The organism is Stutzerimonas sp. FeSN7, from assembly GCF_030263795.1.
GTDB classification, from domain to species: domain Bacteria; phylum Pseudomonadota; class Gammaproteobacteria; order Pseudomonadales; family Pseudomonadaceae; genus Stutzerimonas; species Stutzerimonas stutzeri.
This window is the reverse complement of record NZ_JARPMN010000001.1, coordinates 3450395-3464243: the sequence shown is the minus strand read 5'-3', so window position 1 is coordinate 3464243 and position 13849 is coordinate 3450395. Positions and strand designations below refer to the sequence as shown.

Below are 13849 nucleotides of genomic sequence, written 5' to 3'. Positions count from 1 at the left end.
CCCGCGGCTCGTGCCGCTTCAGCAAGAGCGCCATCCGTGTCTGCAACTCCCAACGATCCCCTTCATGGCGTCACCCTGGAAGCCATACTCACCGAGCTGCACGCCCACTACGGCTGGGACGGCTTGGCCCAGCGCGTCGACATCCGCTGCTTCAAGAGCGAGCCGAGCATCAAGTCGAGCCTGAAATTCCTGCGCAAGACGCCCTGGGCGCGGCAGAAGGTGGAAGCGCTGTTCGTCCAGTTGCACCGCCGCGGCTGATCGATCCGGTCTGACGCTGACAACGAAAAGCCCGGCACTGAGGCCGGGCTTTTCGTTTTCCACTGAGGCGATTACTGCACTTCGACCGCCAGGCTGTCGGCGATCTTCTTCTGCCAGATCGCCGGTCCCGTGATGTGCACCGACTCGCCGTTGGTGTCCACCGCAACGGTGACCGGCATGTCCTTCACTTCGAACTCGTAGATCGCTTCCATGCCCAGTTCGGCGAACGCCAGCACCTTGGACTTCTTGATCGCCTGCGCCACCAGATAGGCGGCGCCGCCCACGGCCATCAGGTAGACGGCTTTGTTGTCCTTGATCGCCTCGATTGCGATCGGGCCGCGCTCGGACTTGCCGATCATGCCCAAGAGGCCAGTGCTCTCGAGAATCTGACGGGTGAACTTGTCCATGCGCGTCGCGGTGGTCGGGCCAGCCGGGCCAACCACTTCGTCACCGACCGGATCGACCGGGCCGACGTAGTAGATGAAGCGGCCCTTGAGGTCTACCGGCAGCTCTTCGCCCTTGTTCAGCATGTCGACCATGCGCTTGTGCGCGGCGTCGCGGCCGGTGAGCATCTTGCCGTTGAGCAGGATGGTCTCGCCCGGCTTCCAGCTCTGCACTTCTTCCGGCGTGATGCTGTCCAGATCGACGCGGCGAGCGCTCGGGCCGGCTTCCCAGACGATTTCCGGGTAGGCGTCCAGTGGTGGCGCTTCCAGGCTGGCCGGGCCGGAGCCATCGAGCACGAAGTGGGCGTGGCGGGTGGCGGCGCAGTTCGGGATCATGCACACCGGCAGCGAGGCGGCGTGGGTCGGGTAATCCATGATCTTCACGTCGAGTACGGTGGTCAGGCCACCCAGGCCCTGGGCTCCGATACCCAGCTGGTTGACCTTCTCGAACAGCTCCAGGCGCAGCTCCTCGATGCGGTTCTGCGGGCCGCGGGCCTTGAGCTCGTGGATGTCGATCGGCTCCATCAGCACTTCCTTGGCCATCACCGCGGCCTTTTCCGCGGTGCCGCCGATGCCGATGCCGAGCATGCCCGGCGGGCACCAGCCGGCGCCCATGGTCGGAACGGTCTTGAGCACCCAGTCGACGATGGAGTCGGACGGGTTGAGCATGGCCATCTTCGACTTGTTTTCCGAACCACCGCCTTTGGCGGCGACATCCACCTCGACTTTGTCACCGGGGACGATGGAGTAATGGATGACAGCCGGGGTATTGTCCTTGGTGTTCTTGCGGGAACCTGCCGGGTCGGCCAGGATCGAAGCACGCAGCACGTTTTCGGGCAGGTTGTAGGCGCGGCGCACGCCCTCGTTGATCATGTCGTCCAGGCTCATGGTGGCGCCATCCCAGCGCACGTCCATGCCGACGCGGACGAAGACGGTGACGATGCCGGTGTCCTGGCAGATCGGGCGGTGACCAGTGGCGCACATGCGCGAGTTGATCAGAATCTGCGCCATGGAGTCGCGGGCGGCCGGGGATTCTTCACGCAGGTAGGCTTCGTGCATCGCCTGGATGAAATCCACGGGATGGTAGTAAGAAATGAACTGCAAAGCGTCGGCGACGCTTTGAATCAGGTCGTCTTGCTTGATCACGGTCATGCAGCGCGTCCTCATGGCGGGGCGGTAAGAGGCGCGTCGGGAGTGGCAGTCGACGCGCCGCGAAAAAATGCGCGGCAGTATAACGCGTCAGACTGCGCGGTACACGGACGGACCAGGAGCGATGGGAATGCCGGCTAGGTTTTTGTTTTCGGTAAGCGTAGAGTGCGGCAAATTGCCACAGTGGGATGGATCCCTATGAGTGCGATGCGTTACGAGACCGATGAGCGATCGCTGCAGCAGTTGGTCACTCGGCGATTCGCAATGGCGTCCGTCACCTATGGCTTGGCCCTGCTGCTGACCTGGGTGGCCGTGGCGAGTGGTTTCTACGAGGCGCCGATCGCCAGCGCGGTGGTGCATTCGGCGCTGATCGTGGTGAGTCAGCTGATGTTCTTCTGGCTGTTCCACCGAGGCATCAATCTGCGCTTCAAGGATCCCAGCCTGACCGAGCCACAGGTGCTGGTCGCGCTGGTGTGGCTGACTTACTTCCTGTTCAACCTGGGCAGCGCCCGCGGTTCGCTTCTGGTGCTGTATCTGCTGGTCCTGATGTTCGCCGTGTTCCTGCCGCCGAAGGTCTTCGTTCGCTACGCGACATTGGCTTTTCTCAGCTTCATCGGGCTTGCCGCAATGGACTACTACCTGCAGCGGACGGTGGATGCCACGGTGTTTCTGTTGCTGGCCTGCGTGCTGCTGGTCACGCTGATCTGGATGTGCCTGCTCACGGGGCATGTGTACCGCCTACGGCAGCGCATGCGGCAAAGGCGATTCGCCCTGCAGGCACATCAGGACACCCTGCGCGGCATGATGCGGCAACTGGAGGATCTGGCCTCCACCGACGAGCTGACCGGCCTCTACAACCGTCGCCGCTTCCTGCGGATTGCCGAGGGCGACCTGAGCCGCTTGCGCAGGGGGCACCAGTCCGGGCTGGCCTTGATCGACCTCGACCACTTCAAACGAATCAACGATATCCACGGCCACGCCACAGGTGATCGCGTGCTGCAGACGTTCGCCAAGGTGGCGCGGACCTGTCTGCGTGATGACGACGTGCTGGCCCGTTACGGCGGCGAGGAGTTCGTGCTGTTGCTGCCGGAAACCGACGCCGAGCAGTTCCGCGCCTGTTGCGAGCGCTTGCGCGAAGCGTTCGCCAATGCCGAGCCGGAGGATGCCGATATCGCGTCGGGGCATCTCAGCCTGTCCATCGGGCTGACCCTGCTGAATGCCGGGGATAACCTGGATGCCGCGCTGCAACGTGCCGACGAGGCGCTCTACCGCGCCAAGCGCGCCGGGCGTAACCGCTGCGAGGCGGCGTGGGATGTCTGCAATGCCTGAACTCTGCTGTGCCGGGAGGCGTTGGCAGGTGGCAGCTGCAAGCAATCTGCTCGATGCCCTGATCCAGGGCGGCGTGCCGGTACCCTCCGGTTGCCGGGCCGGAAGCTGTCACGCCTGCCTGGTGCGCTGTCTTGAGGGCGAGCCGCATGACCTGCAGCCGGACCTGTTGCGTCCCGAGCAACGTCATGCCGGCTGGCGGCTCGCATGCCAGTGCCGGGTCGAAGGCGATCTGAGCCTGGAGGTCTTCGATCCCCTCCGCGATGGGTTGTCGGCGCGCGTGGAAAGCCTGGAATGGCTGGGCAGCAGCGTGCTGCGCCTGCGTGTGCTGCCGGAGCGGCCGCTGCGCTATCGAGCCGGTCAGCACCTGCTGCTCTGGACGGCTGCGGGCGTGGCTCGGCCGTATTCGCTCGCCAGTCTTCCCGACGATGACCCGTGGCTGGAGTTTCATATCGACTGCAGCCGGCCCGGCGCTTTCTCTGACTTTGCGCGTCAGCTGCGTCCCGGCGACCTGCTGCGGCTTGGTGAATTGCACGGGGGCGCTCTGCACTACGAGCGGGAGTGGGCCGAGCGGCCGTTGCTGTTGCTGGCGGCCGGAACCGGCCTCGGACCTCTCTGGGGCCTGCTGCGCGAGAGCCTGCGCCAGGGCCACCGGGGCCCGATCAGGTTGCTGCATACCTGTCGCGACGGGCATTACCTGAAGGAGCCGCTGCAGGCGCTCGCGCAGACGCATGACAACCTGCAGCTGGAATGGATTGGGGCGGATGAGCGGGAGCGCATGTTGAATACGCTGCGGCCCACTTCGCGCCGGGATGTCGCGCTGGTCTGTGGCAGTCCGTCGTTCGTCGAGGCCTGTGCCAGGCGCCTGTACCTCGCCGGTCTGCCGCGCGGACAGATATTCGGCGATGCATTCATCAGGGCCAATCGGGGCGACGTTCCCTGAAAAACAGAAAGGCCGGCAAATGCCGGCCTTTCTGCTGCTGCGCTGGAGCGATTACTGATCGCCGACGCGCAGGATCTTCATGGTGTTGGTGCCGCCGGTGCTGTCGTGGTAGCTGTCGCCCTTGGTCAGGATCACCCAGTCGCCCGGCTGCACGATGTTGCGCTTGAGCAGTTCCTCCACGGCCATCTGGCTGACCTTGTCTGCCGGCAGCGCGGCCGGGTCGAACGGCACGGTCTGCACGCCGCGGAACAGGGCGACGCGCGCTTGGGTCTCGCGGTGCGGCGAGAAGGCGAATATCGGCACCGAGGAGCGGATGCGCGACATGATCAACGGCGTGTAGCCACTCTCGGTCAGCGCAATGATCGCCTTGACGCCGGGGAAGTGGTTGGCGGTGTACATCGCCGCCAGCGCCGCGCTTTCGTCGCAGCGCTCGAACTGCTGGCCGAGGCGGTGACCGGACTTGGTGCTGGTCGGGTGCTTTTCCGCACCGCAGCAGACGCGCGCCATGGCCTTGATCGCTTCGATCGGGTATTCGCCAGCGGCGCTTTCTGCCGAGAGCATCACCGCGTCGGTGTAGTCGAGTACCGCGTTGGCTACATCGGATACCTCGGCGCGGGTCGGCATCGGGCTGTGAATCATCGACTCCATCATCTGGGTCGCGGTGATCACCACCTTGTTGTGACGGCGTGCGTGCAGAATGATCTTTTTCTGGATACCCACCAGCTCGGCATCGCCGATTTCCACGCCGAGGTCGCCGCGCGCCACCATTACACCGTCGCTGGCGCGAATCAGGCCATCGAGCGCCTCGTCATCGGCAACCGCTTCGGCCCGCTCGATCTTGGCGATCAGCCAGGCGCTGGAGCCGGCTTCGTCGCGCAGGCGGCGGGCCAGGTCCATGTCAGCCGCATCGCGCGGGAAGGAAACGGCCAGGTAATCCAGCTGCAGGTCGGCGGCCAGTTTGATGTCGGCCTTGTCCTTGGCAGTCAGCGCCGGTGCGGTCAGACCACCGCCGCGACGGTTGATGCCCTTGTTGTCGGACAGCGGGCCGCCGATCAGCACGGTGCAGTGCAGTTCATCGGCCGTGGCGTTGTCCACCCGCATTACCACGCGCCCATCGTCCAGCAGCAGCTCGTCGCCAACACCGCAATCCTTGACCAGATCCGGGTAATCGATACCGACCACTTCCTGGGTGCCGGCGTCGCGCGGGTGGGTGACGGAGAAGCGGAACTGGTCGCCTTCCTTCAGCTCGATGCGCTTGTCGGTGAACTTGGCGATGCGGATCTTCGGGCCCTGCAGGTCGCCCAGCAGTGCGACGAAGCGGCCATGGCGAGCGGCGATCTCACGGACTAGCTCGGCCCGGGCACGGTGCTCGTCGGGGCTGCCGTGGGAGAAGTTCAGGCGGGCGACATCCAGCCCGGCGATGATCATCTTCTCCAGCACATCCGGCGAACTGCTGGCCGGGCCCAGGGTGGCGACGATCTTGGTGCGACGCTGAATCATTCAAATGGCTCCTTCTTCTGGCTGGCAGCGAGGCTACTATGCTCGACCGTTGTAGTCATCGCCCGGCGGCCACTACTCTTTCGGCGCATCTGACGGGCTGTCTGCAGGTTTTTCCGTCGCGGTCGATACAGGAGCATTACGGAGGAACCCATGCGTACCCTGATCATCGTTTTTCTGACCCTGTTCACCGTGGGCTGTAGTGCCCGCCATGCGTCCGATCGCCATCTGGACGAGGCATACCGGCATTACGAGGCTGATAATTGCGAGCGGGTGATGCAGTCGCTGTCGCAGGCGGAGCGTCGCAGCAAACCGCGTAGCCAGGCGCAGCCGGAGATTTCGTTGCTGCGCGGCCAGTGCCTGGAGCGGCAGGGGCTGTTCGTCGACGCGGCGGAAACCTACCGCTTCATCATCGAGCGATTCCCTGCCAGCGAATACGCCTACCGCGCCCGTGCCCGACTGGAGACTCTGCGTCAGCTGGGGCACTATCACAGCGAGGCGCAGCCGGTGGCACAGCCGGCCAGGCGTTGAACACCACACCGTTCATGTGAGGGAACATGCGAGCGCTGCTTCTGACCCTGATACTGATGCCGGCGCTGGCATCCGCGCAGATCTACCGGTGGACCGATGCCGACGGGCGCGTTCATTTCGGTCAGCGTCCGCCCGCTGGCGCCGAGCAGATCGAGGTGCGTCCGCAGGTCGTCGAGCGCGACGACCAGACCCGCGAGCGCGAGGCGCGCAGCGAGCGTTTCTTCGATGCGCGCCGGCAGGAGCAGCAGGCGGCGCGCGAGCAGGCCAGCCAGACACGGGCTGCTCGAGAGCAGGAATGCCAGAGCCTGCGCAGCCAGTTGTCGCAATTGCAGCTCGGCGGACGCTTCTTCCGTAACGATGCAGCCGGAGAGCGCGTCTACTACAGTGACAGTGAACTAGAGGCGGCTCGACAGCGCCTGGCGGCGCGCATCAGCCAGGTCTGCAACTGAGCCGAAGGGACTCGATCGCAGGGCTAAGGTAGAAGGCTTGGACGACATGAACATGGCGAACCAGCGTCGTATTCAGCGGCATCAGCTGCCGTACTACCTCAACGTATTCAACCGTTTCACGGAAAAGCCGCTGGGCTTCATCGGCAATCTGTCCGAAGGCGGACTGATGCTGATCAGCCCCTATCCGATGATGCTCGGGGTACGCTTCGAGATGCGCCTGAAAATCCCCGGCCAGACCGGCCAGCTGCGCCATGTGGATTTCAGCGCCTTCAGCCTTTGGTCAAGCGAAGACGTGACGCCGGGCAGCTACGACACCGGCTTCTCGCTGATCGATCCGCCAGGCGAGATCCGCGAGATGATCGCCGCGTTGCATCACTACTTCAGCTTCCAGCCGATGCTGCATGTGCCGCTGGCGCATCAGACCTGCCCGCCATCGGACCGCTTTACCGACAAGGACTGCTGTCACGGCGTCTAGACCTGTGATGGAGTGCCTTGGCCAGCCTTACAGCGACCCGGTTTTCTTCCAGGCCAGATAACGGCCGACCAGCGCCGGCCCGAGGTCGCTGGGCTGGACGTCGAGCACCGGCAGGCCGCTGGCGCTCAGACGACGGTGCAGTTGCTGGCGGGCGTTGAGGTATTCCTGTGCGCCGCAGTAGTCGAGCGCGTCATCCAGACTCTGCACCGGCCGCTGGCGCAGCTGATCCAGCACTTCCTCACGCAGACTCACCAGCAGGACGCGATGCCGACGGGCCAGGCGCTGCAGGGCCGAGTGCAGCTCGACGTCATCCTCGTCACGCAGATTGCTCAGCACGATGACCAGCGCTCGGCGTGACTGGCGTGCCAGCAATTGCTCGACGGCCGCGCTGTAGTCGGCCGGCTGCTGGGTCGGTTGCAGGTCATAGAGGCTGTTGAGCAGCAGGCGCAGTTGTTGCTGGCCCTTCGCTGGCGGCACATGGCGCTGCGCGTGGCTGGCGAAGGTGCAGGCACCGACCGCATCGCCTTGCCGCAACGCGGCATAGGCGAGCAGCAGGCTGGCGTTGAGCGCATGGTCGAAATGCGACAGGTCGTCATCCTGGCTGCGCATCCGGCGGCCGCAGTCGAGCATCAGCATGATCTGCTGGTCGCGCTCGTCCTGGTACTCGCGGGCGATCGGTGTACGGGCGCGTGCGGTGGCCTTCCAGTCGATCTGGCGCAGGGTGTCGCCTTCGCGAAACTCGCGTAGCTGGTGAAACTCCAGGCCGAGCCCGCGGCGCGGCTGCTGGCGCACGCCAAGGCGGTTCAGCCACAGGTCGATGGCCTTGAGTCCGGCGCCATGCAGTTGAGCGAAATCCGGGTAGACGCGCGTCTCGCTGTGCAACGTCAGCGGTCGCCGACTGCGCCACAGGCCCAGCGGACTGAGCAGGCGGACATCGCAACGCTGGAACATTACCTGTCCGCGCTGGTTCGGCTGCACGCGGTAGTCGAGACGGCAATGTTCGCCGGATTGCAGACGCACCCGCTGTGGCAGCTGCTCGACGGTCATGCCGGGCGGGACGTGATCGAACAGCTCCAGCTCGAGCGGAGCGGGCTGTCGATTGCTCACCGTAAGCTGCACCGGGCTCCAGTGGCCCAGCGGCAGGCTGCCCGACAGGCTACGTTGCACCTCGGGTGTCGGCAGGCGCCGCAACCTGTAGACATCGAACAGTGCCGTGGCCAGCAATGCCAGCAGCAGCCCCCACCAGACCGGCTGCAGGCTGGTTGCGAGTTCCAGCTGCAGCGCGGCCATTACGCCGATGACCAGGGCCAGCAGCGCCAGGGCGGCCAGCGCAACGAGCAGGCGACGGGATGGACTCATGCGCGCGGCGCCGGGACCTGATCGAGTAGCTGGTGCAGGACCTGATCCACCGAAAGCCCCTCGATATCCAGTTCCGCCGAAAGCCGTACGCGATGGCGAAGCACGGCCCGCGCGCAATCCTTGATGTCATCCGGGGTGACGAACTCGCCGCCGCGCAGCAGCGCCCTGGCACGTCCGCCGCGTACCAGGGCGATCGAGGCACGGGGGCCAGCACCCAGCGCCAGGCCTGGCCAGCTGCGCGTGCTGCGCACCAGGCGCACGGCATAGTCAAGCACCTGCTCATCCAGCGGCAGCTCGCTGGCGATCTTCTGCAGCGCCTGCACGTCGCGTGCCTGCACCAGCTGGCGCAGTGCGCTGACGTCGAGCATGTCGGCGCGTGCCGAACGGCTGACCTGACGGACCAGCTCCAGCTCTTCATCCGCTTGCGGGTAATCCATGCGCAACATGAGCATGAAGCGGTCCAGTTCGGCTTCTGGCAGCGGGTAGGTACCTTCTTGCTCGATGGGGTTCTGCGTCGCCATGACCATGAACGGTTGCGGCACTGCCAATGCCCGGCCTTCGAGGGTCACCTGCCGCTCCTGCATCACTTCGAGCAGTGCCGCCTGAGTCTTGGCCGGTGCGCGGTTGATCTCGTCGGCCAGCAGCAGATTGGTGAATACCGGCCCCTTGCGCAGCTTGAACTGCTCGCTCTGCATGTCATAGACCGCATGGCCGGTGACGTCGCTGGGCATCAGGTCCGGCGTGAACTGGATGCGCGAGAACTCGCCACCGAAGCAGCGCGCCAAGGCACGCACCAGAAGCGTCTTGCCCAGTCCGGGGACACCTTCGATCAGCACGTGGCCACCGGCGATCAGCGCGGTCAGAACGCCGTCGATGACCTCGTCCTGGCCGATCACCGCCTTGTGCAGTTCATCGCGCAGCGCCTGGGCCAGCTGGGCGGCACGTGCGCGCTGGCTGATGGGGCTGGCGGTCGGGGCGGGGCTGCTCGAATCGGGGATATGTTCGCTCATAACGCATTCCTGAGGCTTTGCAGGTCGGCGACCTGGCGGGTGAATTCGATGGCCGACAGGCGCTGCGCCGGCACTGGGCGCATGGCCTGCTCGACACGGCCTGGTGGCAGATTGGTGAGGCGGGCGAGCAGGGGCAGTTGCGCACCGGCCGAGAGCTGTTCGAAGCCGGGGTGATGGCGGCTGGCGCGGCAGCGGATGTCCAGCTGCAGCTGCTGCAGCAGCCGGGCCTGATTGCCGTGACGCATGAGGAACTTCGCCGAGCCGTGCAGGTGCTCTTGCAGCTGCCGGCGCGCCGGGCTGGCGGCAGGCAATATCGGCCCGAAACGCTGACCGGCGTGCCAGAGCCCGAGCACCAGAAGCAGTCCCAGGGCGACCAGTAGTTGCGGAAAATACCGGCGCAGCTGCGTGAACAGCCCGTCGTGCTCGCTGCGGTGCACAAGCGTCACTGCGCTGTCTTGGGTCAGATACCACAGCAGCCAGGCGTGGTCGTAATCGTCGATCTTGCGGTTCTGCCAGATCCAGCTATCGGTCAGGGCGGTGATCAGTCCGTCGCCGTGCTGCAGCTGCAGCATATGCGTGGCACCGGCGCTGTTGGCCCAGGCGTGGGCCCGATTGTCGGCGTCGTATAGATGAAAGTCGGTGTCGAAGGCGATGAACGCTGGTGCGCGCTCGTTCTCCAGATAGAGCTTGGTCAGCTGCGGATGCTCTTCGGCGGTTGAGGACTGCGGCGTCTGGCTGCTTTCGTCCAGTTCCTCCGTTGCGTATTGCTGCAGATTGAGCCGGTCGAGCAGCAGGTCGCCACTTTTGCCGGCTTTCTCGTCCCACAGCCGCTCCGCCACCACCACCAGATGGCCGCCGGCGGCCGCCCAATCGAGCAGGCGTTCGGTCTGCCGTGGCGTCAGGTTGCGCCGGTCACCCAGCAGGAGCAGGGTCTGGCCCTCGCTTGACAGCGTCTCGACGCCGCCGATGCCTTCGTGATGTTCCACCGTGAGGCCGAGGCCGCGCAGGAACAGCTCCGCGGCGAGATAAGGGTTACTGCGTGCTTCCGGGGCCGGCCCATGTTCGACCACATCCTCGTAGGGTTGCAGCTGGCTGGCCAGCCAGATGATCAACAGGCCGAGCAGCAGCACCGCCACGGCGGCCAGCGCACGCGTATGCAGGCGACTCATGACTGCACCTGCTGGCCGAACAGTCCGCGCCAATCGGCACACAGCGCATCGCGGGCCTCCGTTTCGGCGGGTCGGTGCCCGTACGCCTGCGCCTGCCAATGTCGGGTGAGGCGCTCGGCGAAGCCGGCCAGGGACTCGTGCTGCAGCTGACGCACCTGCTGCAGTACTTCACCTTCGGTGTGTGCTGCGTTCAAGGGCAGCTGGAAGTCGTGCAGCAGGCGGCTGAGCAGGCCGCGATAGAGCAGTGCCAGTGCCGCACGTGGGTCAGTCTGCCAGAGCCGTTCGGCTTCGCCGGCAATGTCGGCTGGCAGCTTCTCGGGCGCGACATCGAGGCCGAACAGCTGGGTGGGCGCTACGGCGGTACGTCGCTTGGGCATGCGCAGGCGCCCGGCGAAAACCTGCAGCCACTCGCGGTAGCGCCACAACACAATCGCCACCACCGAGGCCAGCAGCGTCCACAGCAGCACTTCCAGGATCTGTGCCAGGCGCTCCAGCCCTTGCCACAGCGAACCGCCCTGCAGCAGGCGTTCGAGCAGGCGTGCCAGGGTGCTCGGTCGCTCGGACGCTTGGCCATCGCCCAAGCGCCAGCGCGTCACGGTTTCGCGATGCTGGAACGGCGGCTGGTCTAGCAGCGCATCGATTCGTTTCCGTGCTGCGTCACTGGTCAGTGGCTGGTTGAGCAGTCGTTCGCTCTCCGGTCCCGGCTGGGTGGTGTCGGCTTGCGCAGCGGGTGCCGCCCAGGCGCTATTGTCCGCCGGCCAGAACAACAGGCTGACGGCGAGCAGAACCGCTGGCATGGTACTGAGCAGGCGCTGACGCAGGCGGCGGAAGGCGAGTTCGATGTCCCAGGCTTCAAGGTGGGTGCGTCGGTTGAGATAGAGGCTGAAGCCGCAGGCGACGTAGATCGGTTCCCAGACGACCAGCACCAGCGCGTAGAGCAGGTTCGACAGATGCTCGAGCCAGAGCCACTCACCGCTCAGCCCGAGCAGGTCCTCCCAGTTCCAACGCTGAACCAGCTGTGCCGGCAGGAAGAAATACAGCAGGCCCAGCAGGCCGAGCCAGAGCGCGCCTTCCAGATGTACGCCAACCACGGTCAGCCAGCTGGCCGCGCGACCGTTGCGCAGGCTCAGTGTCACCAGGCGCTGCTTGCGCGCCCGGCCGTCGAGGCCTTCGAGCTGCTGCACAGGCAGGTCGAAGCTGCGCGTCGTGCTCAGCCGGCGCCAGGTCAGGCTGGCCAGCCATTGCTGGCGCAACAGGCCAGGAAAGGCCTTGAGGCTTTCGCGCAGGGAGGGCGTCTCGCCAAACAGGGCTTTGGACAGGATGTGCAGCGGTAGCCGCTCGAACAACGGCTTGAGCCACCAGAACAGCAGCAGCGCGACGCTCGGGTGCTGCCACAGCAGCAGACTGAACAAGCCGAAAACCGGCAGCGTGACGGCTGCCCAGCTGAGAATCAGCAGTCTGGCGTGGCGCCGGGCCAGATGGATGCCGAGATCCAGCGCCTCCCATGAACTGCGCGGGCGTATCGAGACGCTGGCTTCAGTCAGCTGCATAACGACCCCGCCCGGCGAACATGAAGTAGGTGCCCACCAGCAGCCAGAGCGCTGCGCCGACGATGTATTTGATCGTCGGCGTCGTCAGCGTCATGGAGGACCAGTAGGCTTCGACGAATGCGGCGATCAGCAGGAAGGCGGTTGCGCCGCAGACCAGCTGGATGCCGTGTTTGGCTGCCAGGCGCAGTGCTTGCGCGCGAGTTCGGCAGCCCGGCGCCAACAGTGCTGCACCGAGCTGCAGCCCGGCCGCGCCGGCGAAGGTGATGGCCGTCAGCTCGAACGCACCATGGCCGATGACGAACGACCAGAATGGCTGGTGGTAGCCGATGCCCGTCAGGTGGCCGGCCACTGCGCCGATGGTCAGGCCGTTGAAGAGCAAAAAGAACAAGGTACCCAGGCCGAACAGCAGCCCGCTGGCGAACGTCTGGAAGGCGATGCCGATGTTGTTCATCACGTAGTACCCGAACATCAGCCAGTCGTCACCGGCTCCGCGCTCGGCAAAACGGCCCAGGCGACTGGCATCGGGGTCGTACATCTGCTCCATCTGCGCGACCTGGTCGGCCGGCAGCACGCTGTAGACGAGGTCCGGAAAGGCGTATACCAGCGCAGCCATGCCGAGCAGGCTGCCGTAGAACAGCAGGCTGGCCGCCAGCACGTAGCGCCATTGGAGGCGCACGGCGCGGGCGAACCCGCCAGTGATGAAGCCGAGCATGCGGCCGAGCAACGGGCTGCGGTGGCGATAGAACTGCTGATGGCCACGCAGGACCAGCGGTTGCAGCTGCTCGACCAACTGGCTGCTGTAGCCGCGGGATTCGGCAATGGCGAGGTGCTGGCAGAGCTGGCGGTAGGCGGCAGGGAAGGCGTCGGCCTGTTGCGCGCTGGCCTTGCCACGCTCGAGCGCGTCCAGCTGCGCTGCGAATTCGAGCCAGCGCGCCTGATGCAGGCGTTCGAATGCGGCCTGCTTCATGCTGCACCCATCAGCGAACGGGCGATGCCGTGAATTTTCGCCTCGGCCTCCTGGTCCGAGGTCGCCAGCGGTTCGGCCAGGATCGAAGCCAGCTCGAGGCGGCGCTCGGCGGAAAGGCTGGCCTGGCGTTCGGCAAAGGCGATCAGCGCGCGCTGCTCGTCGAGGGTCAGCTTGAACGGGGCCGTGACGGCTTCCGCATCCGGCAGTGGTGGGCGCACAGCGGGTTTTTCCTGATAGACCACCAACGTGCCTGCTGCCAGGTCGCCGAGTCGCTTGAAGGCCGGGTTTGCGAGGCAACTCAATGCGCCCAGGAAATAGCCGAACGGCAGCAGGTCGACGAAACGCAGCAGATTGCGCGTCAGCGAGGACGTCCAGCCCACCGGCGTGCCGTCGTCATGCACGACGCGCAGCCCCAGCCAGTATTTTCCCGGCGTGCGGCCCTGATTCAGAACTTCGAAGAGCACCATGTACCACCACTGGACGAGAAACAGCAGCAGTGCGCCCAGGCCCATGCCGAACTTGCCCAGCAGTCCGAGCGTAAAGAAGAGGATCAACAGCAGGGCGCCGCGAATACCCAGGTCGATGGCGAAGGCGAGCGCGCGCGGAACGAGACCGGCCGGGCGCAACGCCAGGTCGATGCCCTCTGGGGTTTCCACGCGATGGCTGGTGTCGAGCAGGGCTTGGCGGTCGATGTTCGATGGCAAGGGCAAGGTCGTCTAGGGT

At 65.4% G+C, this 13849-nt stretch carries 14 protein-coding genes; 6 read left to right on the top strand and 8 right to left on the bottom strand.

The window, feature by feature from the left end; translation table 11 throughout:
• The first annotated feature begins 36 nt into the window (after positions 1-36).
• Complete coding sequence (locus P5703_RS16470; protein WP_020306428.1) at positions 37-258, top strand: VF530 family protein; 222 nt, start codon at positions 37-39, stop codon at positions 256-258.
• A gap of 71 nt (positions 259-329) precedes the next feature.
• On the opposite strand, the gene P5703_RS16465 is transcribed toward P5703_RS16470, so the two are convergent.
• Positions 330-1853 (bottom strand): fumarate hydratase, encoded by a 1524-nt coding sequence (locus tag P5703_RS16465; RefSeq protein WP_017244367.1) that lies wholly within the window; start codon positions 1851-1853, stop codon positions 330-332.
• A 195-nt stretch (positions 1854-2048) separates the two neighbouring features.
• On the opposite strand from P5703_RS16465, the gene P5703_RS16460 reads away from it, so the two are divergent.
• Both P5703_RS16460 and P5703_RS16455 read left to right on the top strand, forming a co-directional pair.
• Complete coding sequence (locus tag P5703_RS16460; protein WP_125866613.1) at positions 2049-3179, top strand: GGDEF domain-containing protein; 1131 nt, start codon at positions 2049-2051, stop codon at positions 3177-3179.
• Entirely contained in the window at positions 3172-4119 is a 948-nt protein-coding gene (locus P5703_RS16455; RefSeq protein ID WP_108241568.1) for an iron-sulfur-binding ferredoxin reductase, read from the top strand. Before P5703_RS16460 ends, P5703_RS16455 begins: the two co-directional genes overlap by 8 nt.
• Before the next feature lie 51 nt (positions 4120-4170).
• On the opposite strand, the gene pyk is transcribed toward P5703_RS16455, so the two are convergent.
• Positions 4171-5619 (bottom strand): pyruvate kinase, encoded by a 1449-nt coding sequence (gene pyk, locus P5703_RS16450; RefSeq protein ID WP_239330026.1) that lies wholly within the window; start codon positions 5617-5619, stop codon positions 4171-4173.
• Positions 5620-5769: 150 nt separating this feature from the next.
• Between pyk and P5703_RS16445 the strand changes: the two genes are divergently transcribed.
• From P5703_RS16445 to P5703_RS16435, 3 genes are read left to right on the top strand one after another with little or no spacing between them, the layout of a single operon-like run.
• Positions 5770-6147 (top strand): tetratricopeptide repeat protein, encoded by a 378-nt coding sequence (locus tag P5703_RS16445; protein ID WP_011912334.1) that lies wholly within the window; start codon positions 5770-5772, stop codon positions 6145-6147.
• 26 nt (positions 6148-6173) lie between these two features.
• Positions 6174-6596: a DUF4124 domain-containing protein gene (locus P5703_RS16440; RefSeq protein ID WP_011912335.1), complete on the top strand. Its 423-nt coding sequence runs from the start codon at positions 6174-6176 to the stop codon at positions 6594-6596.
• A 46-nt stretch (positions 6597-6642) separates the two neighbouring features.
• Positions 6643-7071 carry a PilZ domain-containing protein gene (locus P5703_RS16435; protein ID WP_017244364.1) on the top strand — a complete coding sequence of 143 codons (429 nt, stop codon included), beginning with the start codon at positions 6643-6645 and terminating at the stop codon, positions 7069-7071.
• Positions 7072-7098: 27 nt separating this feature from the next.
• Here the strand turns inward: P5703_RS16435 and P5703_RS16430 are convergent, their stop codons facing one another.
• From P5703_RS16430 to P5703_RS16405, 6 genes are read right to left on the bottom strand one after another with little or no spacing between them, the layout of a single operon-like run.
• Complete coding sequence (locus P5703_RS16430; RefSeq protein WP_254162144.1) at positions 7099-8430, bottom strand: DUF58 domain-containing protein; 1332 nt, start codon at positions 8428-8430, stop codon at positions 7099-7101.
• Positions 8427-9440 (bottom strand): AAA family ATPase, encoded by a 1014-nt coding sequence (locus tag P5703_RS16425; RefSeq protein ID WP_053528022.1) that lies wholly within the window; start codon positions 9438-9440, stop codon positions 8427-8429. The genes P5703_RS16430 and P5703_RS16425 overlap by 4 nt, the downstream gene beginning before the upstream one ends.
• On the bottom strand, positions 9437-10609 hold the full coding sequence (locus P5703_RS16420; protein WP_279641611.1) for a DUF4350 domain-containing protein: 1173 nt from the start codon (positions 10607-10609) through the stop codon (positions 9437-9439). The genes P5703_RS16425 and P5703_RS16420 overlap by 4 nt, the downstream gene beginning before the upstream one ends.
• The gene (locus P5703_RS16415) at positions 10606-12159 is read right to left on the bottom strand and encodes a DUF4129 domain-containing protein (protein ID WP_279641612.1); all 1554 of its coding nucleotides are present in this window, start codon (positions 12157-12159) and stop codon (positions 10606-10608) included. The genes P5703_RS16420 and P5703_RS16415 overlap by 4 nt, the downstream gene beginning before the upstream one ends.
• On the bottom strand, positions 12146-13126 hold the full coding sequence (locus P5703_RS16410; protein WP_011912341.1) for a stage II sporulation protein M: 981 nt from the start codon (positions 13124-13126) through the stop codon (positions 12146-12148). The genes P5703_RS16415 and P5703_RS16410 overlap by 14 nt, the downstream gene beginning before the upstream one ends.
• A complete protein-coding gene (locus P5703_RS16405) occupies positions 13123-13830 on the bottom strand; it encodes an RDD family protein (protein WP_020306423.1) in 708 nt (235 codons plus the stop codon). Before P5703_RS16405 ends, P5703_RS16410 begins: the two co-directional genes overlap by 4 nt.
• Between the last annotated feature and the right edge of the window lie 19 nt (positions 13831-13849).